19 protein-coding genes are annotated in these 19,566 nt (G+C 67.9%); 13 read left to right on the plus strand and 6 right to left on the minus strand.

Features of this window, described 5'->3' with window-relative positions; all coding sequences use genetic code 11:
* Positions 1-139: 139 nt before the first annotated feature.
* Positions 140-583: a PAS domain-containing protein gene (locus OEJ36_RS18180; RefSeq protein WP_263402701.1), complete on the minus strand. Its 444-nt coding sequence runs from the start codon at positions 581-583 to the stop codon at positions 140-142.
* A 102-nt stretch (positions 584-685) separates the two neighbouring features.
* Here OEJ36_RS18180 and OEJ36_RS18185 point away from each other — a divergent pair, with 102 nt between their 5' ends.
* Positions 686-1,138 carry a flavodoxin gene (locus OEJ36_RS18185; protein ID WP_184487426.1) on the plus strand — a complete coding sequence of 151 codons (453 nt, stop codon included), beginning with the start codon at positions 686-688 and terminating at the stop codon, positions 1,136-1,138.
* Positions 1,139-1,160: 22 nt separating this feature from the next.
* Here the strand turns inward: OEJ36_RS18185 and OEJ36_RS18190 are convergent, their stop codons facing one another.
* Positions 1,161-2,051, minus strand: a complete 891-nt coding sequence (locus tag OEJ36_RS18190) for a LysR family transcriptional regulator (RefSeq protein ID WP_263402702.1) — start codon at positions 2,049-2,051, stop codon at positions 1,161-1,163.
* A 98-nt stretch (positions 2,052-2,149) separates the two neighbouring features.
* Here OEJ36_RS18190 and OEJ36_RS18195 point away from each other — a divergent pair, with 98 nt between their 5' ends.
* The 8 genes from OEJ36_RS18195 to OEJ36_RS18230 all read left to right on the plus strand — a co-directional run bounded on the left by OEJ36_RS18195 (position 2,150) and on the right by OEJ36_RS18230 (position 7,843).
* A complete protein-coding gene (locus tag OEJ36_RS18195) occupies positions 2,150-2,530 on the plus strand; it encodes a CidA/LrgA family protein (protein ID WP_021217024.1) in 381 nt (126 codons plus the stop codon).
* On the plus strand, positions 2,520-3,206 hold the full coding sequence (locus OEJ36_RS18200) for an LrgB family protein (protein WP_263402703.1): 687 nt from the start codon (positions 2,520-2,522) through the stop codon (positions 3,204-3,206). Before OEJ36_RS18195 ends, OEJ36_RS18200 begins: the two co-directional genes overlap by 11 nt.
* A 101-nt stretch (positions 3,207-3,307) precedes the next feature.
* Positions 3,308-4,090, plus strand: coding sequence for a class II aldolase/adducin family protein (locus OEJ36_RS18205; protein WP_263402704.1), 783 nt, complete (start codon positions 3,308-3,310; stop codon positions 4,088-4,090).
* Positions 4,090-4,974 carry an alpha/beta fold hydrolase gene (locus tag OEJ36_RS18210; protein ID WP_263402705.1) on the plus strand — a complete coding sequence of 295 codons (885 nt, stop codon included), beginning with the start codon at positions 4,090-4,092 and terminating at the stop codon, positions 4,972-4,974. Before OEJ36_RS18205 ends, OEJ36_RS18210 begins: the two co-directional genes overlap by 1 nt.
* The gene (locus OEJ36_RS18215; RefSeq protein WP_263402706.1) at positions 4,971-5,501 is read left to right on the plus strand and encodes a DUF1569 domain-containing protein; all 531 of its coding nucleotides are present in this window, start codon (positions 4,971-4,973) and stop codon (positions 5,499-5,501) included. The genes OEJ36_RS18210 and OEJ36_RS18215 overlap by 4 nt, the downstream gene beginning before the upstream one ends.
* 135 nt (positions 5,502-5,636) lie before the next feature.
* On the plus strand, positions 5,637-5,888 hold the full coding sequence (locus tag OEJ36_RS18220) for a hypothetical protein (RefSeq protein ID WP_263402707.1): 252 nt from the start codon (positions 5,637-5,639) through the stop codon (positions 5,886-5,888).
* 150 nt (positions 5,889-6,038) lie between these two features.
* Positions 6,039-6,950, plus strand: a complete 912-nt coding sequence (locus OEJ36_RS18225; RefSeq protein WP_021217018.1) for an SDR family oxidoreductase — start codon at positions 6,039-6,041, stop codon at positions 6,948-6,950.
* A gap of 122 nt (positions 6,951-7,072) precedes the next feature.
* The gene (locus OEJ36_RS18230; protein ID WP_263402708.1) at positions 7,073-7,843 is read left to right on the plus strand and encodes a crotonase/enoyl-CoA hydratase family protein; all 771 of its coding nucleotides are present in this window, start codon (positions 7,073-7,075) and stop codon (positions 7,841-7,843) included.
* A gap of 668 nt (positions 7,844-8,511) precedes the next feature.
* Here the strand turns inward: OEJ36_RS18230 and OEJ36_RS18235 are convergent.
* The 3 genes from OEJ36_RS18235 to OEJ36_RS18245 form a co-directional block, all read right to left on the minus strand.
* Positions 8,512-8,856, minus strand: a complete 345-nt coding sequence (locus tag OEJ36_RS18235) for a cupin domain-containing protein (protein WP_263402709.1) — start codon at positions 8,854-8,856, stop codon at positions 8,512-8,514.
* A gap of 56 nt (positions 8,857-8,912) precedes the next feature.
* Complete coding sequence (locus OEJ36_RS18240) at positions 8,913-10,319, minus strand: NAD(P)/FAD-dependent oxidoreductase (RefSeq protein ID WP_263402710.1); 1,407 nt, start codon at positions 10,317-10,319, stop codon at positions 8,913-8,915.
* Between the two features lie 98 nt (positions 10,320-10,417).
* Positions 10,418-11,149: an AraC family transcriptional regulator gene (locus OEJ36_RS18245; RefSeq protein ID WP_263402762.1), complete on the minus strand. Its 732-nt coding sequence runs from the start codon at positions 11,147-11,149 to the stop codon at positions 10,418-10,420.
* Between the two features lie 293 nt (positions 11,150-11,442).
* Here OEJ36_RS18245 and OEJ36_RS18250 point away from each other — a divergent pair, with 293 nt between their 5' ends.
* From OEJ36_RS18250 to OEJ36_RS18260, 3 genes are all read left to right on the plus strand, one after another.
* On the plus strand, positions 11,443-13,236 hold the full coding sequence (locus tag OEJ36_RS18250) for a DUF1302 domain-containing protein (protein WP_263402711.1): 1,794 nt from the start codon (positions 11,443-11,445) through the stop codon (positions 13,234-13,236).
* A 19-nt stretch (positions 13,237-13,255) separates the two neighbouring features.
* Complete coding sequence (locus tag OEJ36_RS18255) at positions 13,256-14,623, plus strand: DUF1329 domain-containing protein (protein WP_263402712.1); 1,368 nt, start codon at positions 13,256-13,258, stop codon at positions 14,621-14,623.
* A 186-nt stretch (positions 14,624-14,809) separates the two neighbouring features.
* Positions 14,810-17,359 carry a LuxR C-terminal-related transcriptional regulator gene (locus tag OEJ36_RS18260; protein WP_263402713.1) on the plus strand — a complete coding sequence of 850 codons (2,550 nt, stop codon included), beginning with the start codon at positions 14,810-14,812 and terminating at the stop codon, positions 17,357-17,359.
* A gap of 133 nt (positions 17,360-17,492) precedes the next feature.
* Here OEJ36_RS18260 and OEJ36_RS18265 read toward each other — a convergent pair whose 3' ends face one another.
* The gene (locus OEJ36_RS18265) at positions 17,493-18,302 is read right to left on the minus strand and encodes a SirB1 family protein (protein WP_263402714.1); all 810 of its coding nucleotides are present in this window, start codon (positions 18,300-18,302) and stop codon (positions 17,493-17,495) included.
* A gap of 123 nt (positions 18,303-18,425) precedes the next feature.
* Here OEJ36_RS18265 and OEJ36_RS18270 point away from each other — a divergent pair, with 123 nt between their 5' ends.
* The gene (locus tag OEJ36_RS18270) at positions 18,426-19,445 is read left to right on the plus strand and encodes a Glu/Leu/Phe/Val dehydrogenase family protein (protein ID WP_043239942.1); all 1,020 of its coding nucleotides are present in this window, start codon (positions 18,426-18,428) and stop codon (positions 19,443-19,445) included.
* The last annotated feature ends 121 nt before the right edge of the window (positions 19,446-19,566 follow it).

Consider the following 19,566-nt stretch of genomic DNA (forward strand, 5'->3'; position numbering starts at 1 on the left):
GACTCAAGGTGACTCTTCCAACTGCGCAACCGGCCGCCAGCGCGTCCCCACACTGTCCCTATTCGGCCGCCGGTCTTTTATTCCTGCAAAACGCCCCGCCTTCGAGCGGGGCGTTTCGTTTCAGTGGTGGCGGGTTCCTTCAGCCCTTGGCTGCCAGCTCCGCCTTCAGTGCCGCCACTTCCGCCTCCAGTTCGCGCACCCGCTGGCGGGCCTCGACTTCGACGGTGACGTTCTTCTGGATGCCGATGAAATAGGTCAGCTGGTCACCCTCGTTGAACACCGGGGTGATGGACAGCTCGTTCCAGAAGGGGCTGCCGTCCTTGCGGTAGTTGCGCAGGATCTGCCGGCACGGCTCGCCCTTGCGGATCGCCTGGCGGATGGCGGCGAGGCCGATCTGGTCGCGGTCGTCGCCCTGCAGGAAGCGGCAGTCCTGGTAGAGGATGTCGTCGCGGGCATAGCCGGTGAGTTGCTCGAAGGCGCGGTTGGCGTAGATGAGGATGTTGTCCTCGCCCTCCTGCTCGGCGACGACGATGCCGTCGTTGGACGCGTCGATCACCAGTTGCAGCAGCTTGGCGTTGATCATGGAAGGGCTCTCGGTTCGGTGGCTCGGAGATTCTAAGACATCGGCCCGGGCTTTCCACTTGCGGCATAATGCGCGCCGTTTGCCAACGTTTCAGGAGTTGTCATGAAAGTCGCCATTCTCTCCGGGTCGGTGTACGGCACCGCCGAAGAAGTCGCTCGCCATGCCGAGCGCCTGCTCAAGGCCGCCGGTTTCGAGGCCTGGCACAAGGCCCACATGGGGCTCGACGAGCTCAAGGCCTTCGCCCCGGACGCCTTCCTCACCGTGACCTCGACCACCGGTATGGGCGAGCTGCCGGACAACCTGCTGCCGCTGTACCACAGCATCCGCGACCAGCTTCCCGACTGGCGCGGCCGCCCCGGTGCCGTGCTGGCCCTGGGCGACTCCAGCTACGACGTGTTCTGCGGCGGCGGCGAGCAGGTGCGCGAGCTCTATGCCGAGCTGGGCATCCGCGAAGTGGTAGAGATGCTGCGGGTGGATTCCAGCGAAACCGTCACCCCGGAAGTCGACGCCGAGCCTTGGATCGCCGAGCTCATCCAGGCCCTGCGCAGCGCCTGACCTTCCCCGACACGCGGCCCGGTCAGCTCCGGGCCAGCGGTCCCTTCTCCCGCAGCAGCGCCAGCCAGGCCTGCGCCGCATTCGACAGATAACCCCCGCGTCGCCAGACGAAGGCGATGTCCCAGCGCAGGTCCGGTTCGCGCAACGGCAGCCGGACGATGCCCGGCCGCTCCAGGTGCCGGGCGACGATGCGCGGCAGCAGCACCACGCCCTGGCCGGCCGCCACCAGCGCCGCGAGGAAATCCGCCTGGCCACTGCGCCCGGCTTCCCGTGGGGTGAAGCCGGCCTGCTTGCACGCCTGCAGCAGGCGGTCGTTGAGGGTGAAGCTCTGCTGGTAGAGGAGGAAGGCCGAGTCGGCGAGCTGGGCCAGGGCCAGGCTCGGCTGGTCGTGCAGCGGGTGATCGGCCGGCAGCAGCACATCCAGCGGTTCGTTGCAGAACGGCTGGTGATCGAAGGCCGGGTCGCTGGGAGTCAGGCCGCCGCTGAGTTCCAGCTCGCCCTGGAGGATCGCCTGCTCCAGCAATTTGCTGCCGCCCTCGGCCAGGTGCACGTTGATGTTCGGGTAGCGCCGGCGGTACTCGCTGAACAGCTCGGCGAAGAGCACTTCGCCCCCCAGCAACGGCAGACCCAGGCGCAGCTCGCCGCGCTGCAGCTGGCTGAGGTCGTGCAGCTCGCTCTGCAGGTCCTGGCGCAGGCGCAGCATCTCCTCGGCGCGGCGCAGTACCAGGGCGCCGGCCTCGGTGAGGCGCAGGTTCGGGCCGTTGCGCTCCAGCAATTGCACGTCGAGGCGCTGTTCGAGCTGGGCCACCTGCTTGCTGATGGTCGACTGGGTGGCGTGCAGGGCGCGCCCGGCCTGGGTGAAGCCGCCCTGGCGGACGACCTCGACAAAGCTGCGGAGCTGGTTGAATTCCATGGCTGTATTCCAATATCGAATGGCTGCAAGTCGAACAATTCGCTTTTGGGATGATAGGCGCGGTTCTAAGCTGGTGACCAGTTCCGGAGTCACCCGCCATGCCCCGTCTCATGCACCTTTCCCGTCTTTGCCTGCAACTCGCCGTGCTTATCGGCCTGTACCTGCTCGGCTGCCAGATCGCCGCCTGGCTGGCCTGGCCGATTCCCGGCGGGGTGATCGGCCTCGGCCTGCTGCTCGCCGCCTTCGCCAGCGGCCGGGTGCAGCCGGGCGCGCTGCAACTGGGGGCCGGCCTGCTGATGGCGGAGATGCTGCTGTTCTTCATTCCCGCGCTGATGAGCCTGCTGGACTACGGCGCCCTGTTGCGCAGCGAGGGCTGGCGCATCCTCCTGGTGATCGGCGCCAGCACCCTGCTGGTGATGCTCGCCACCGCGCTGACCGTCGAGTTCGTCTGCCGCTGGAGCGATGGCCGTGAACATTGAACCCATGTCCTGGTTCTGGCTGGCGCTGACCCTGGGCGGCTACCTGCTCAGCCGCTGGCTGTACCGGCGCAGCGGGCGTTACCTGCTGTCGCCGCTGATCCTGGTGCCGGCGCTGCTGCTGGCCGTGGCGGTGCCGCTGCACACCGGCTACGCCGAATACTCCGGCGCCACCCACTGGCTGATGCTGTTGCTCGGCCCGGCCACCGTGGCCTTCGCCGTGCCCATCTGGCAGCAGCGCGCCTTGCTGGCGCGGCACTGGCCGGCGCTGTCGCTGGGCATGCTCATGGGCAGCACCGTGGCCATCGCCAGTTCCTGGTGGCTGGCCCACGCGCTGTCCCTGGAAGCTTCGGTGAGCCTGTCGCTGGTGCCGCGCTCGATCACCACGCCCTTCGCCATGCCGTTGGCCCAGGGGCTGGGTGGCGTGCCGGAGCTCACGGCGGTGTTCGTGATGATCACCGGCGTCTTCGGCGCCCTGGCCGGCAGCCTGCTGATCCGCTGGCTGCCCCTGCGCAGCACCCTGGCGCGGGGCGCGCTGTTCGGCGTCGGCGCCCATGGCGCCGGGGTCAGCCGGGCCCAGGAAGTGGGGCGCGAGGAAGGCACCGTGGCCGGCCTGGTGATGGTGCTGATGGGCCTGCTCAACCTCTTCGCCGCGCCCCTGGTGGCCGTCCTGTTGTGACTCCTGCGGTCATTCGGATGGCTGCCAAGGCGACTATCGGATCGCCACGCCCTCGCTAGACTCCTGGGTCATCGCACACAACAAGAACCGAGGTGATTACCGTGACCGCTGCCCAATCCCTGCACCCGAACTCCGTCAAGAGCCAGGTTTCCGCCGCCGAGTGGCAGACCCGCGTCGACCTCGCCGCCTGCTACCGGCTCATCGCCCTGTACGGCTGGGACGACCTGATCTTCACCCACATCTCCGCCAAGGTGCCCGGCACCGAAGACTTCCTCATCAACCCCTACGGGCTGATGTTCCACGAGATCACCGCCTCCAGCCTGGTGAAGGTGGACCACTCCGGCAAGAAGCTGATGGACAGCCCCTACGACATCAACCCGGCCGGCTACACCATCCACAGCGCCGTGCATGAGGTGCGTCACGACGCCAACTGCGTGCTGCACATCCACACTGCCGCCGGCATCGCCGTCTCGGCACAGAAGCAGGGCCTGCTGCCGTTGTCCCAGCAGTCGTTGTTCGTGCTCGCGAGCCTGGCCTACCACCAGTACGAAGGCGTGGCGCTGAACCACGAGGAAAAGGCCCGCCTGCAGGCCGACCTGGGCAACGCCAACTTCCTGATCCTGCCCAACCACGGCCTGCTCACCGCCTTCGGCAGCATCGCCGACGCCTTCCTCGGCATGTTCACCCTGCAGCGCGCCTGCGAGATCCAGGTGATGGCCCAGAGCGGCGGTGCCGAACTCATCCACATCCCGCAGCAGATCCTCGACGGCGCCCGGGCGATGATCGCCGGCGTGATGAAGACCTCCCAGGGCATGGGCGGCTCGCTGCCTTGGCCGGCGCTGCTGCGCAAGCTCGACCTGCAGAACCCGGGATACGCCGACTGATGGCCCTGGCGGGCATTCCCCTGGGCGACTGGCGCGCCCAGGGCCGCGACCTGCTGTTCCATCGCCACCGCATCCGCTACTGGGAAGCCGGGCAGGGCGAGCCGCTGCTGCTGATCCACGGCTTCCCCACGGCCTCCTGGGACTGGCACTACATCTGGAGCCCGCTGGCCGAGCGCTACCGGGTGATCGCCTGCGACATGCTTGGTTTCGGCGACTCCGACAAGCCCCGTGGCCATGACTACCGGCTGCTGGAACAGGCCGACCTGCAATTGGCGCTGCTGCGTCACCTGGGCATCGTGGGCCCGGTGCACCTGCTGGCCCACGACTACGGCGACAGCGTCGCCCAGGAGCTGGTGGCGCGGCACCACGAAGGGCGTTGTGCCCTGGGCAGCTGCGTGTTCCTCAATGGCGGGTTGTTCCCCGAGACGCACCGCCCGGTGCTGGTGCAGAAGCTGTTGCTCAGCCCGCTGGGGCCGCTGATCGGCCGGGGCTTTTCCCGCGCCAAGCTGGGGGCGAACTTCGGCAAGGTGTTCGGCCCCGCGACCCAGCCCAGCGAGGCGGAGCTGGACGACTTCTGGAGCCTGATCGCCCAGCAGCAAGGGCCGCGCGTGATGCACCGGTTGATCCGCTACATCCCCGAACGCCGCGAGCAGCGCGACCGCTGGGTGGCCGCCATGCAGAAGGGTGGGCTGCCGCTGCGGGTGATCGACGGCGCGGTGGACCCGATCTCCGGGGCGCATATGGTGGCGCGCTACCGCGAGCTGATCCCGCAACCGGACACGGTGCTGCTGGACGGCATCGGCCATTACCCGCAAACCGAGGCGCCCGACGCGGTGCTGGAGCATTACCTGGCCTTCCGCCAGGCCCTGGAGGCACGTTCGTGAACCGCCGGCAGTTGCTGAAATTCACCGCTGTTGCCGGTGTGGCCGGTGCCGGGGCGGGCTTCTGGGCGCTGCCCCGTGGCCCGAGGCCCGGTACCACGGACCTCGCCGACGCCCAGCGGGTATTGGCGGGCCTGGTCGACAAGGCCCTGGTGAGCATCCGTGGCTGGAGCCCGGCCGAAGTGTTCAACCACTGCGCCCAGAGCATCGAGTACTCCATGAGCGGTTACCCCGAGCTCAAGCCGGCCTGGTTCCGTGGCAGCGTCGGGCCTGTGGCCTTTGGCCTGTTCACGGCGCGCGGGGCCATGCGTCACCCGCTGGACGAAGCCATCCCCGGTGCCCGGCCCCTGGACGTGCCTGCGTCCCAGGCCGAAGCGCTGGACCGCCTGCAACTGGCCTTCGCCGACTTCGCCGCCTACCAGGGCGAGCTCAAGGCGCATTTCGCCTACGGCGCGCTGAGCCACGAGGACTACGCCCGGGCCCATGTCATGCACCTGTACGACCACCTGAGCCTGATCCGCCCGGCCTAGGGCCACGCCCAGTATCCGAGCCATCCGTCAGCGCCTGTCGACCCGCCCCGGCAGCCGCTGACGGGGCGGGGCCTTAGCATCGCGACTCCACTCAATGACGCAGCGCCGGGCCCGCCCTGGCGCCTGGAGATCGTGATGTTTTACAAGCTGCTGGTGTTCCTCCACCCCTTCATCAACGGTCCGGGGCGGCCCCTGGCGCTGCTTCTGCTGCTTGGCAGCATCGGCCTGGTGCTCTATGGCTGCTATGTCGAAAGCAGCCCGCGTATCTGGTGGTCGGCGGCCGGTTCCTTCTTCGCCTGCCTGGCGCTGACGCTGCTTTGCACCTTTCATAACTGGTGGCTGTTCAAGTTTCGGCCCCGGGGTCGCATTTTCATGCCCTTCGAATAGCGGCGCGGGTCGCTGGGCGGGGCGGTTTCAAGCGGCCCGCTATCCCCTGGCGTTATCGGCCACCATTCATGCCCGCCGCCTTTCCTTGTGGGGCGGGGCCGGGCTGCAGGAAACTCGGCCGATACCAAAAACTGCCCTGGAGTCCATTGCATGAGCGAGTCGATCCGTTTCGAAGACAAAGTGGTCATAGTCACCGGCGCCGGTGGCGGCCTGGGTCGCGCCCATGCGCTGTTGTTCGCCAAACACGGCGCCAAGGTGGTGGTGAACGACCTGGGCGGCAGCACCCACGGTGAAGGCGCCAACGCTTCGGCCGCCGACCGTGTGGTGGCGGAGATCCGCGAAGCCGGCGGCACTGCCGTGGCCAACCATGATTCGGTCACCGACGGCGACAAGATCGTGCAGACCGCCCTCGACACCTTCGGCCGCATCGACGTGGTGGTGAACAACGCTGGCATCCTGCGCGACAAGACCTTCCACAAGATGGAAGACGCCGACTGGGAGCTGGTCTACAAGGTCCACGTCGAAGGCGCCTACAAGGTGACCCGCGCCGCCTGGCCGCACCTGCGCGAGCAGGGCTTCGGCCGGGTGATCTTCACCTCGTCCACCTCCGGCATCTACGGCAACTTCGGCCAGTCCAACTACGGCATGGCCAAGCTCGGCCTCTACGGCCTGACCCGCACCCTGGCCATCGAAGGCCGCAAGAACAACATCTTCGTCAACGCCATCGCCCCCACCGGCGGCACCCGCATGACCGAAGGCCTGATCCCGCCGCAGGTGTTCGAGCAGCTCAAGCCCGAGCTGGTCAGCCCGCTGGTGGTCTACCTCGGCAGCGAGCAGTGCCAGGAAACCTCCGGCCTGTTCGAAGTGGGCGGCGGCTGGATCGGCAAGGTGCGCTGGGAGCGCAGCCTGGGCGCCGGCTTCGACCCGCGCGAAGGCTTCAGCGTCGAAGACGTGGCCGCCAGCTGGAAGCAGATCTGCGACTTCGAAGGCGCCGCCCACCCGGCGGACAACGTCGAAGCGCTGAAGGAAATGATGGCCAACCTGCAGAAATACGTGGGCTGATCCCGCCAGACTCCTTGGGAGTTCCGCCAGTGGGCTGAACATCTCCCCGGGGACGCACTATGTTGAAGGCCGGCACTCTTGCCGGCCTTTTTCATGCCCGCGTTTCAACCCGAGGAGTCCCGATGAGCATCCGAGTCGAGAAGAACGGCCCCGTCACCACCCTGATCATCGACCGTCCCCAGGTGCGCAATGCCGTCGACCGGCCCACCGCCGAGGCGCTGGCCGATGCCCTGCGCGCCTTCGAGGCCGATGACGCGGCGCGTGTGGCGGTGCTCACCGGCGCGGGCGGCACCTTCTGTGCGGGGGCGGACCTGGCGGCGGTGGCCGAGGATGGCGCGCGGCGCAACCGCCTGGAGGTGGATGGCGACGGGCCCATGGGGCCGAGCCGCATGCAGCTTTCCAAGCCGTTGATCGCCGCCATCGAAGGCTATGCCGTGGCCGGCGGCCTGGAGCTGGCGCTGCTGGCGGACATGCGGGTGATGGCCGAGGACGCCGTGTGCGGGGTGTTCTGCCGGCGTTTCGGCGTGCCGCTGATCGACGGCGGCACCGTGCGCCTGCCGCGCATCGTCGGCCAGGGGCGGGCGTTGGACCTGATCCTCACCGGCCGCCCGGTGCAAGCTGAGGAAGCCTTGGCCATGGGTTTGGCCAACCGCGTGGTGCCATCCGGTACGGCACGCGAGGCAGCGGAGCGGCTGGCCCTGGAGATCGCCGCCTTCCCGCAACGCTGCATGCTCGCCGACCGTGCCAGTGCCTATGCCCAGTGGCAGCTGCCGTTCGAGGTGGCCATCGCCAATGAATTCGAAGGCGGGCTCGAGGTTATCCACAGCGGCGAAACCCGCACCGGCGCCCAGGCCTTCAGCGGCGGCAAGGGGCGTCACGGGCAGTTTTCCTGACGACGGCCATGGGCGCGAACCCATCCGACGAACCCCGTCCGTGGGAGCGAATTCATTCGCGAATGGACAGGCTCGGTGCGTCGGGTTGCACCCGACCTACGGCGTATGGCACGGCTCCTGCGCTCTACCCTGTAGGGGCGAATTCATTGGCTCTGTTTGCAGTAAGTGCTGCTAGAGAATTTGGGCCCAGTTGATTGCTGAGTTCTGGTGACGCTTCTGGTTTCGCCCCCCCGGGCGAGTCTCTTTTGGCAGTCGCCCCAAAAGAAACCAAAAGGGCTTGCCCCTGCATACGGGTCTGGCTTCGCCAGACTTCCCTCGCTCCATCATCGTTCCAGGGGCACGCCGCGAAGGGCCATCCCTGGCCCATCGCGGCTCTCGCGACATCCATGTCGCTCAACCCCCTACACGACGATTCGCTCGGCCTTCTGAAAGGGGCGTTTGGCGGCTGCTCCAACGTTCTCCGCCCAACGAATGACCACGTGGTGCGCACGGGCTTTCGTAGGATGGGTAGAGCGGAGCGAAACCCATGCGGTGGAAGTGGCAGAGGTCTATAAATTCCCGGAAAGCACCGTGCTTGAGCGCTTGCTTTAAGCCCACAACACTTAACGCAGACATAGCGAATTCATTCGCCCAGGAGCGCTCAGCGCTCCCAGGCTGCACCGCCAGAATCAGCGGCTGATGATCACGTAGGTCTTGCGCAGGGTTTCCTTCACATCCCAGATGCCCAGGCTGTTGGCGGGCAGCAGCAGGGCGTCGCCGGCTTTGATCTCGATGGGCTCGCCGCCGTCCGGGGTGAAGGTGCAGCTGCCGTGGGTGAAGTGGCAGAACTCCTGCTCGACGATCTGCCGGCGGAACTTGCCGGGGCTGCATTCCCAGACGCCGGTTTCCACGCCGTCGGTGCGCTCCACCGAGTGCACGCGGGTGTGCGGCACGGGCTCGCCCACCGGGACGGGCACCGGGGCCGGTTCGGAGAGCGGCAGTTCGTGGGTGTTCTTCAGCAGGGTGGCTTTCATGCAAGGGCTTCCAGTCGCGTTGTCGTTTGGGGGCAGGTGAGCGGGCATCGCCCGGCTCAGCGCATCAGGCTTTCCATGAACCCGGCCAGGCGGCTGGCCAGGGCGCGGCGCCAGGGGGCGCTGTGGGGGTTGGCCAGCACCCGGTCCTCGTGGACGAAGCTGCGGATGATGGCGTTGTAGCCGAGCCAGCGGCAGGGCTCCGGCTCCCAGGCGGAGAGCCGGTTCAGCGGCCCGTCGCCCAGCACCCAGGGCTGGCGGGTGAGCAGGGTTTCGCGGCCGAGGATCAGGTCGGCCAGGGTGCGGCCGCCGAGGTTGGTGGCGCCCACGCCCTCGCCGCCGTAGCCGCCGGAGAGGGCGATACCGCTGGCGCGGTCCACCAGCATGTGCGGCTGGAAGCGCCGCGCCATACCCAGGTTGCCGCCCCAGCTGTGGGTCAGGCGCACGTTGCGCAGCATCGGGAACAGCTCGCCGAACAGGTAGCGGCGCAGGGCGATCTCGTCGTCGTCGAGCTGGAAGTTCTCCCGCAGCTTGCCGCCGAAGCGGTAGCCGCCCCGGGCGCCGAACACCAGGCGGTTGTCGGTGGTGCGCTGGCCATAGGTGACCTGGCGGCTGTTCTCGCTGAAGGCCTGGCCCTGTTCCAGGCCGATCTCGGCCCAGGTGGCTTCCGGCAGCGGCTCGCTGGCCACCAGCAGGCTTTGCACCGGTAACTGGTAGCGGCCGAGCGGGGGCAGGGCGGCGGCGTAGCCTTCGATGGCGGGCACCACCCAGTGGGCTTTCACTTCGCCTTGCAGGGTGGTGATGCGGCCGGGCTGCCAATCGGTGACGCGGCTCTGTTCGAACAGTTGCACGCCCATGCGCTCGACGGCGCGGGCCAGGCCGCGCACCAGGCGCGCCGGCTGGATGGTGGCGCAGTGCGGCGTGAAGATTCCGCCCAGGGCGCCGGTCACGCGGATCTGCCGGCCCAGCTCCGGCGGGGTCAGCCAGCGGTAGTCGTCCTCGCCCAGGCCCTCGGCGTGCAGGTCGCGCAGTTGCTGGCGCAGGCGCACTTCCTGCTCGGGGTAGCGGGCCGCGCAATAGAGCACGCCGCCCTTGCGGTAGTCGCAGTCGATGCCTTCGCGTTGCAGCACCTCGGCCACTTCGTCGGGAATGCCGTGGAGCAGCTCCAGGGAAGCGCGGCGCTCGTCACGGGAGAGCTTCGCCAGGGCGCGGTCTTCGCCCAGCAGGTTGCCCATCAGCCAGCCGCCGTTGCGCCCGCTGGCGCCGAAGCCGGCGATCTCGGCTTCGAGGATGGCGATGCGCAGCTCGGGCGACTGGCGCTTGAGGTAGTAGGCGGTCCACAGGCCGGTGTAGCCGGCGCCGATGATGGCGACATCCACCTCCAGGCTGCCGCCCAGGGCGGGGCGCGGGGTGAGCGGCTCGTCGAGCTGGTCCATCCACAGGCTGATCGATTGCCAGGCCGGCATAGCGGGGCTCCCAGTTGGAAAGGTTCGGATGGCGGCAAGACTAGAAGCTGGCGCGGGCGCTGTCGTGTGTGCGTGCACGCCGGGACTCGGCGTGCCGCTCAGAGAGAGGCTTTTAGCTGCTTCAAGTAAGCCTTCGGCGACAATCCCGTGTGCTGGCGGAAGCAGCGATAGAAGGCCGAGAGGGAATTGAAGCCGGCGGCGAAGGCGAGTTCGTCGATGCGCGGCGAGGCCGGTCCCTGCTCCAGTTGCGCCAGCAGGTGGTCCAGGCGGGCCTGGTTGACGTACTGGTAGAAGCTCTGACCGAGCATCTGGTTGAGCAGGTAGGAAATCTGGTTACGGGTGTAACCGGTGGCGGCGGCGACCTGGTGCAGGTCCAACGCCGGGTCGAGGTAGGGCTGGCTGTGCTGGAAGTAGTCCTCCAGGTCCCGCGCCAGCAGGCTCAGCTGCCGGGCCGAAAGTCCCAGGCGGCTGGCGGCGGGGCGTTGCAGGCGGTCGCCGGCCTCGCGCTTGTCCTGGATCAGCAGGGCGTATTCGTTGATGCGCCAGATCAGGCCGTCACGGACGGTAATGGCCTCGCTGGTACGAAAGGTACCGCTGTGGCCCAGGCGCAGGCTGTACTGGATGAAGGCGGTATCGCCGTCCACGCGGATGCGGTCGCTGTGCTCCAGGTACTCGTCCGGCCCGCTGGGCATTGTGGCGCGCACGTAGTCGCCGAGCTCCGCACGGTGCAGGCAGCGGTTCTGGAAGTAGTCGTTGTATTCCACGTCCGGGTGGTAGAGCGCCAGCACCGCGTCGATGTCGCGGGCCTTCCAGCTCAAGTGGTAACGCATCACCACTTCGCGGGTGGCGGCGGTGTCGTGGTCGGGCTCGGTCATGGTCGTTCGATAGTCGGCAAGTGGCTCAGGATGCCAAAGCCGTGGCCCTGAGGGTAGGGGGAGGCGAAGGTTCCATCCATGCTCTCGATGGTGCGCCATAGCGCTGCCGGATAATGGCCCGGCAAGGAGTGTTCCAGAGCATGGATTCACTCTTTCGAGCTACAGGATGAATCCCTCCTTGGTGCGCTTATCGCCTGTGCGGGTGACTGGTTAGGGTGTGCTCCTCCTTCACCAACCAGGAAAGCCGCATGACAAAAACAACAATGCGCGCAGTTTTCCGGCCGCACGCGCTGGCCGCCGCCGTAGCCTTGGGATTTGCCACCCAGGCCCACGCCGTCAACTTCAACATCGGCGAGATCGAAGGGCAGTTCGACTCCTCGCTGTCGGTGGGTGCCAGCTGGTCCATGCGCGGCGCCGATCCGGATCTGGTCAGCACCGTGAACGGCGGCAAGGGCCAGTCGTCCACCGGTGACGATGGCCGCCTCAACTTCAAGAAGGGCGAAACCTTCTCGAAGATCTTCAAGGGCATCCACGACCTCGAACTCAAGTACGGCGACACCGGCGTGTTCGTTCGTGGCAAATACTGGTACGACTTCGAACTGAAGGACGAGAACCGCCAGTTCAAAGACATCAGCGACCACAACCGCAAGGAGGGCTCCAAGTCCTCCGGCGCGCAGCTGCTGGACGCCTTCGTCTACCACAACTACAGCATCGCCGACCTGCCGGGTAACGTCCGCGTGGGCAAGCAGGTGGTGAGCTGGGGCGAAAGCACCTTCATCGGCAACAGCATCAACTCGATCAACCCGGTCGACGTCTCCGCCTTCCGCCGCCCTGGCGCGGAGATCAAGGAAGGTCTGATTCCGGTCAACATGTTCTACGTGTCCCAGACCCTGACCGACCAGCTCAGCGTCGAAGCCTTCTACCAGTTGGAATGGGACCAGACCGTCCTGGACAACTGCGGCACCTTCTTCGGTGGCGACGTGGCCTCCGACGGCTGCGAAACCGGCTACACCGTGGGCTCCCCGGCCATCGCGCCGCTGCAGCCTGTGGCGGCCGCCTTCGGCCAGGGCTTCGAGGTCACCTCCGAGGGTGTGATCCTGCCCCGTGGCGGCGACCGCGACGCCCGTGACAGCGGCCAGTTCGGCGCGGCCCTGCGTTGGCTGGGCGACGAAACCGAATACGCCGCCTACTTCATGAACTACCACAGCCGTACCCCGTTCGTGGGCACCAAGACGGCCAGCGCCGCGACCCTCGCCGCACTGCCCAGCATCATTTCCACTGCCAACGGCATCGTCGCTGGCTCCGGTGCCGGCCTGGCGCAGAGCACCATGCTCGGCAACGGCCAGTACTACCTGGAATACCCCGAGGACATCCAGCTCTACGGCCTGAGCTTCTCCACCACCCTGCCCACCGGCACGGCCTGGAGCGGCGAGATCAGCTACCGCCCGAACGCCCCGGTCCAGCTCAACACCAACGACGTGACCCTGGCCCTGGTCAACCCGATCGCCGGCGGCACCGCCTCGCCGATCGCCACTGCGCCGGGCGCCGACAACACCGGCTACAAGCGCAAGGAAATCACCCAGGTGCAGACCACCCTGACCCACTTCATCGACCAGGTACTGGGCGCCGAGCGCCTGACCCTGGTGGGCGAAGTCGGCGTGGTGCACGTCGGTGGCCTGGAGAACGCCAGCGAGCTGCGCTACGGCCGTGACTCCGTGTATGGCGCCTACGGCTTCGGCGGCGACACCCATGGCTTCGTCACCAGCACCTCCTGGGGCTACCGCACCCGCGCCATCCTCGACTACGCCAACGTCATCGCCGGCATCAACCTGAAGCCGAACGTGGCCTGGTCCCATGACGTCGACGGCTACGGCCCCAACGGTCTGTTCAACGAGGGTGCCAAGGCGCTCAGCATCGGTGTCGATGCCGACTACCAGAACACCTACACCGCCAGCCTCAGCTACACGGACTTCTTCGGTGGCAAGTACAACACCCTGGTCGACCGCGATTTCCTTGCCGTCAGCTTCGGCATGAACTTCTGAGTGAACAGAGAACATGACTATGCGTAAGACGATCCTGCACAGCACCGCCCTGGTTCTCAGCCTGCTCGCCGCCAACGTGATGGCTGCCGTGTCCGCTGACGAAGCCGCCAAGCTCGGTACCAGCCTCACCCCGCTGGGTGCGGAGAAGGCCGGCAACGCCGACGGCAGCATTCCCGAGTGGACCGGCGGCATAGGCAAGGACGCCGGCGCGGTGGACGCCAAGGGCTTCCTCGCCGACCCCTTCGCCAGCGAGAAACCGCTGTTCACCATCACCGCGGCCAACGTCGACCAGTACAAGGACAAGCTGTCCGACGGCCAGGTGGCGATGTTCAAGCGCTACCCCGAGACCTACAAGATCCCGGTGTACCCGACCCACCGCACCGTCGCCGTGCCCGCCGCGGTCAACGAGGCGGCGAAGAAAAGCGCCGTCACCGTACAGCCGATCAACGACGGCAATGGCCTGGCCAACTTCGCCGACAGCCGCTACTACGCCTTCCCGATTCCGAAGAACGGCGTGGAAGTGATCTGGAACCACATCACCCGCTACCGTGGCGGCAACCTGCGTCGGATCATCACCCAGGCCACTCCCCAGGTGAACGGCTCCTACACGCCGATCCGCTTCGAGGAAGAAGTGGCCGTGCCCCAGGAGATGCCGGACCTGCCGTCGGGCAAGGGCGAGAACGTGCTGCTGTTCTTCAAGCAGCAGGTGACCGCTCCCTCGCGCCTGGCCGGTAACGTCCTGCTGGTGCACGAAACCCTGGACCAGGTGAAAGAACCGCGCCTGGCGTGGATCTACAACGCCGGCCAGCGCCGCGTGCGCCGTGCGCCCCAGGTCGCTTATGACGGCCCGGGTACCGCCTCCGACGGCCTGCGTACCTCCGACAACTTCGACATGTTCTCCGGAGCCCCGGATCGTTACGACTGGAAGCTGGTGGGCAAGAAGGAGATGTACATCCCCTACAACAGCTACAAGCTGGACTCGCCCTCGCTCAAGTACGACGACGTGATCAAGGCCGGCCACATCAACCAGGACCTGACCCGTTACGAGCTGCACCGCGTCTGGGAAGTGGTCGCCACCGTGAAGAGCGGCGAGCGCCACATCTACGCCAAGCGCCACATGTACATCGACGAAGACAGCTGGCAGGTGGCCCTGGTGGACCATTACGACGGTCGCGGCCAACTGTGGCGCGTCGCCGAGGGCCACGCCCAGTTCTATTACAACCAGCAGGTTCCGGCCTACACCCTGGAAGCCCTGTACGACATCATCGCCGGCCGCTACCTGGCCCTGGGCATGAAGAACGAAGAGAAGCACAGCTTCGAATTCGGTTTCGTCGGCAAGGCTGCGGACTACACCCCCGCCGCGCTGCGTAACGCCGGCGTCCGTTGATGTCCCACGCGCACAGGGACGTGCGCGCCCCCATCTTGTGATTGCGACGCTCCCACCTTCGAGGCGGCCATTGGCCGCCTTTTTTATGGGCTTGGATCATTGCCCTGAATGATCCTTCAAGAGGCCCGTGCCAGAGACCTAGGCTGGCGCCCTGAGCAGCCGAACAAGAACAATGAGGCGTGCCGCATGTCCGCCATGACCCGTTTCGATTCCCACGCCTACCTGCCGCGCCTGCCCGCGCTGCATGTGGAGCGCCCCCGCCTGAGCGGCCCCCTGGTCAGCTCCACGGCGCGCCTGCGTTTGCTCTGCGCCTCCGCCGGCAGCGGCAAGAGCGTGCTGCTGATGGAGTGCGTGCAGCGCTGTCCGGCCGACTACTCGGTGCACTGGCTGCCCCTGGGCGGCGTCACCCTTTCGCCCGCCGGCTTCTGTGCGGGCCTGGCCGCTGTCATGGGGCTGGAGGAGGCCGACGAGGCCAGCGTGCAGCGCGCCCTGGCGCAATGGGCGATGCCCGGCTGGATCATCCTCGACGACTACTGCCGGCAGCCCAACCCCGAGCTGGATGCCTGCCTCGACCGCCTGCTGTCCACCAGCAGCCCCGCATTGCAGTGGTGGATCAGCGGCCGGCGGCGCCCCGCCTGCAACCTGCCCCGGCTGCTGATCGACGGCGAACTGCTGGAGATGGACGCCGCCCAGCTCACCCTGGAAACCGACGAGCTCGCCCGCCTGCTCGAGCTGTCGCGCCACGGCTGGCCCCACGACGCCCCCTCGCGCCTGCTGGAAAGCACCGGCGGCTGGTGCGCCGGCGTGCGCATGGCGTTGCTGGAACCGGTGGACTGGGGCTTCGCCGACCCGCTGCAGCGCGGCGGCCACTCCGCCACCCTGGCGGCCTACCTCGATCACGAACTCTTCGCCGGCCTCGGCCCCGAGCAGGCCGAAGCCTGGCTCGCCCTCGCGCACCTGCCGCGCTTCAACGCGGCGCTCTGCGAATACCTGTTCGGCCCCGGCGAAGGCGCCCGGCTGCTGCGCGAGCTGGATGCCCTGGGCAGCTTCATCGAACCCCTGGGAGATGCCCCCGGCTGGTTCCGCGTCTTCGCGCCGCTGGCGGTGCAGATGCGCCACCGCGATGCCCACTCCGGGCGTGGCTGGCACCTGCGCGCCTGCCAATGGTTCGCTGCTGAAGGTGACTGGCAGGCCGCCGCCGAACACGCCCTGGAAGCCGAGCAGCCCGAAGCGGCCGTGAGCCTGCTGCAGCATTTCGGCGTGCAGCACCTGTTCCAGGGGCGCAACGTCGCCCTGTTGCTGCGCCTGCACCAGGAAGTGGAAGAAAGCCTGCTGCTGGTCTCCCCGCATTCCCTGCGCCTGCTCGCCGGTGCGCTGCTGTTCTCCGGCAAGCTCGATGAGGCCGCGCGCTGCATCGCCGAGCAGGGCCGCTTCCTGCCCCAGCCCGATGCCGAGCGCCAGCGTGACCTGGTGTCGTACTGGCAGGCCCAGTACGGCCTGCTCGCCCACCTCCAGGGCGACGGCCCCGGTGCCCGCCTGCACTTGGGCGAGGCCCTGGCGACCCTGGCCGACGACGCCTGGGAACAGAAGCTGATCTGCTATTCCGGCCTCACCCAGCAGGCGCTGCTGGCCGGTGATCTCGATGCCGCCCAGGAGCTGAGCCGCGAGGCCCTGCAACTGGCGCGCAGCCACGGCAGCCTGCTGCTGGAGGCCTTCCTCGAGCTCGACCACTCGCAACTGCTGGAGCATCGCGGCGCCCTGCTGCGGGCCGATGCGGTGCTGGAGCGTGCCCAGGAGTTCCTCATGGGGCAGGGCCGGAATGCCAGCCCGCTGCTCGGCCGGCTGGCCCTGCGCCGTGGCCGGCTGGCCCTGCGCCAGGGGCGTGACGAGGAAGCCCGCAAGCACTACCAGTACGGGCTGCAGGAAGCGCGCAACTGTGGCGACTACCGCGCCCTGTTCGGCTACCTCGGCCTAGCCACGCTGGACGCCAACCGCCGCGAATTCGACCGCGCCTTCGATCGCCTACGTGAAGCCGAACGGCTGATGCAGATGCGCCATATCCCCGAGCGGGTCTACCGCGCCGTGCTCCTGCAGGTCAGCAGCAGCCTGCTGCTCATGCAGGGCCGCGCCGGCCAGGCGCGCCATGCCCTGTTGCGGGTGCTGCGGCACTTCCGGGGCGAGCACGCGGTGCAGGCGCCCCCGGCGACCCTCGACCTGATCCCGCGCATCGAATGGCAACTGGCCCTGGCCGAGCTCTACGAGGGCGAAGCCTTCAATGCCCGCCAGCGCCTGCTGGGCCAGCTGCACAAGGCCCGGGAAAACGGTATGCACGCCCTGGAAGTGGAAATCCACCTGGCCCTGGCCGAGGCGGAATACCTCGGCGGCGACCTGGACCAGGCCGCCACCACCCTGCGCGACGGCCTCACCCTGGCCGAGCAGTTCAACCTGCACCAGCCCCTGCGCGAACTGCAGCTGCGCCAGCCGGCCATGCTCAAGGCGCTGGACATGGACCCGGGCGAGGAGCCCGAAGACGGCATCGTCGGTGGCCCGCTGAGCCAGCGCGAACTGGAAGTGCTCGGCCTCATCGCCCAGGGCAGCTCCAACCAGGAAATCGCCGAGCGCCTGTTCATCTCCCTGCACACGGTCAAGACCCACGCCCGGCGTATCAACGGCAAGCTCGGCGTCAAGCGCCGCACCCAGGCCGTCGCCCACGCCAAGGCGCTGGGCCTGATGTAGGCCAGGGCGGGCGTAAGGCGGCGCGGGGCGACGTAGGGTGGGCTTCAGCCCACCGCTGCTTTCTGTAGGGGACTTCAGTTCGTAGGATGGGTAGAGCGAAGCGAAACCCATCACCAAGGGGCGACAGGCCCACTCAATGCAACGCCGGCGTCGCCTCGTGGCCGAGCTGTTCCAGGCGCTGGGTCAGCAGCAGGCGCTGGGCAGTGTCTTCACAGAGCAGCAGGGCGCGCTGCAGGTCGAAGCGTTCGGCCTGGGGGCATTCCAGCTGCTTGTAGATATCGGCGCGGGCCAGGTGGTCCACCAGGTTGGCAACGCCCAGTTCCAGCACCCGTTCGGCGTCCTTCAAGGCTTCCAGCGGCTTTTCCGCCTGCAGGTGCAATTGGCGCAGGTTGCGTGACAGCCGCTGCAGCTGCTCGCGGGCGTCGCACTGGCGCAGGTGCGAGGCCTGCAGCTCGGCCTTGGGGCCGAGGGTACGCAGCAGCAGGTCGCGGCAGTCGCGGGTATAGAGGCGACGGCCGCCGCAAGGGTCCAGCAGGTGATCGGCACCGGGTACGCGCAGCAGGAAGTGCCCGGGGAAGTTCACCCCCACCAGCGGAATATCCAGGCGTGCGGCCAGCTCCATGGCCAGCAGCGCGAGGGACAGCGGCTGCCCACGACGGCGTTGCAGCACCTGGTCCAGCAGCGCGGCGCGGGGGGCGGGAGGCTGGTCGTCGTCCTCGTTGAAGTCCAGCTCGCTCAGGCGGCGCAGCAGCGGTTGCGCCAGCTCGATGGCCGGCAACTGCGGCAAGCCCGCCGCCACCTGCTGGGTGAGGCTCGCCACATCCCGCAGCACCGTTGCCGGGTTCACCGTCGGGTCATGCTCGGCGGCAACCCATAACGCCGCTTCCAGGGCGGAGGGCGGGTTGGTTTCGAGGCAGGCGAGGCAACGTTGGCGAGGGTTCATGGCGCATCTCCGGTTCGCCCCACGGTTGTAGCTGGCGGCCGGATTTTCGTCCAGTGGGCGGGCGGCGACCCGGTGCCGCGCCCGCCGCCTATACTGGCTCCTAACCTCACCAAGGGGCTCGCCATGTTCAACATGATGGAGACCGCGCGGCTCGAAGCGCTGCATCTCGCCCAGGACCCGGTCACCGGGCTCAAGGCCGTGATCGCGATCCACGACACCCGGTTCGGCCCGGCCCTCGGCGGCTGCCGCTACCTCGCCTACCCCAATGAAGAAAGCGCCATCCGCGATGCCGTGCGCCTGGCCCAGGGCATGAGCTACAAGGCCGCGCTCGCCGGCCTCGAACAGGGGGGCGGCAAGGCGGTGATCATGCGCCCCGCCCATGTGGATAACCGCGCCGCGCTGTTCGAAGCCTTCGGCCGCATGATCGAATCCCTCGGCGGGCGTTACGTCACCGCCGTCGACAGCGGCACCTCCAGCGCCGACATGGACTGCATCGCCCAGCACACCCGTCATGTCACCAGCACCAGCTCCGCCGGCGACCCCTCGCCGCACACCGCCATGGGCGTATTCGCCGGCATCCGCGCCAGCGCCCAGGCGCGCCTCGGCAGCGACGACCTCGAAGGCCTGCGCGTGGCCATCCAGGGCCTCGGCAACGTCGGCTACGCCCTGGCCGAGCAACTGGTGGCGGCCGGTGCCGAACTGCTGGTCAGCGACCTCGACCCCGGCCGCGTGCAGCTCGCCGTGGAGCAGCTCGGGGCCCAGCCGGTGGCCAGCGAAGCGCTGCTCACCACGCCCTGCGACATCCTCGCGCCCTGCGGCCTCGGCGGCGTGCTCAACCCGCAGACCATCCCCCAGCTGCGTTGCGCGGCGGTGGCCGGGGCTGCGAACAACCAGCTGGCCAGCGCCGACAGCGCCGACGGGTTGGAGGCCCGCGGCATCCTCTATGCCCCCGATTACGTGATCAACTCCGGCGGGCTCATCTATGTCGCCCTCAAGCACAAGGGCGACGAGCTGCCCGCCATCACCGCGCACCTGTCGCGCATCGGTCAGCGCCTGACCGAAATCTACGCCCACGCCCAGGCCGACAAGCGCTCACCCGCGCGCGTTGCCGATGCCCTGGCGGAGCGCCTGCTCTACCGTTGAGCAGGGCCTCCCGCGCCCGTCGCGGGAGCCGGGACCAGGGCCGTGATCCGGCCCACCGTCCCGCCATGCGGCGCCACGAACGCCGCCACCCTTGAAGCACCCACGAGGTGAGGAGGAGTGA

Source organism: Pseudomonas sp. PDM13 (assembly GCF_025685765.1).
Lineage (GTDB): Bacteria > Pseudomonadota > Gammaproteobacteria > Pseudomonadales > Pseudomonadaceae > Metapseudomonas > Metapseudomonas solani.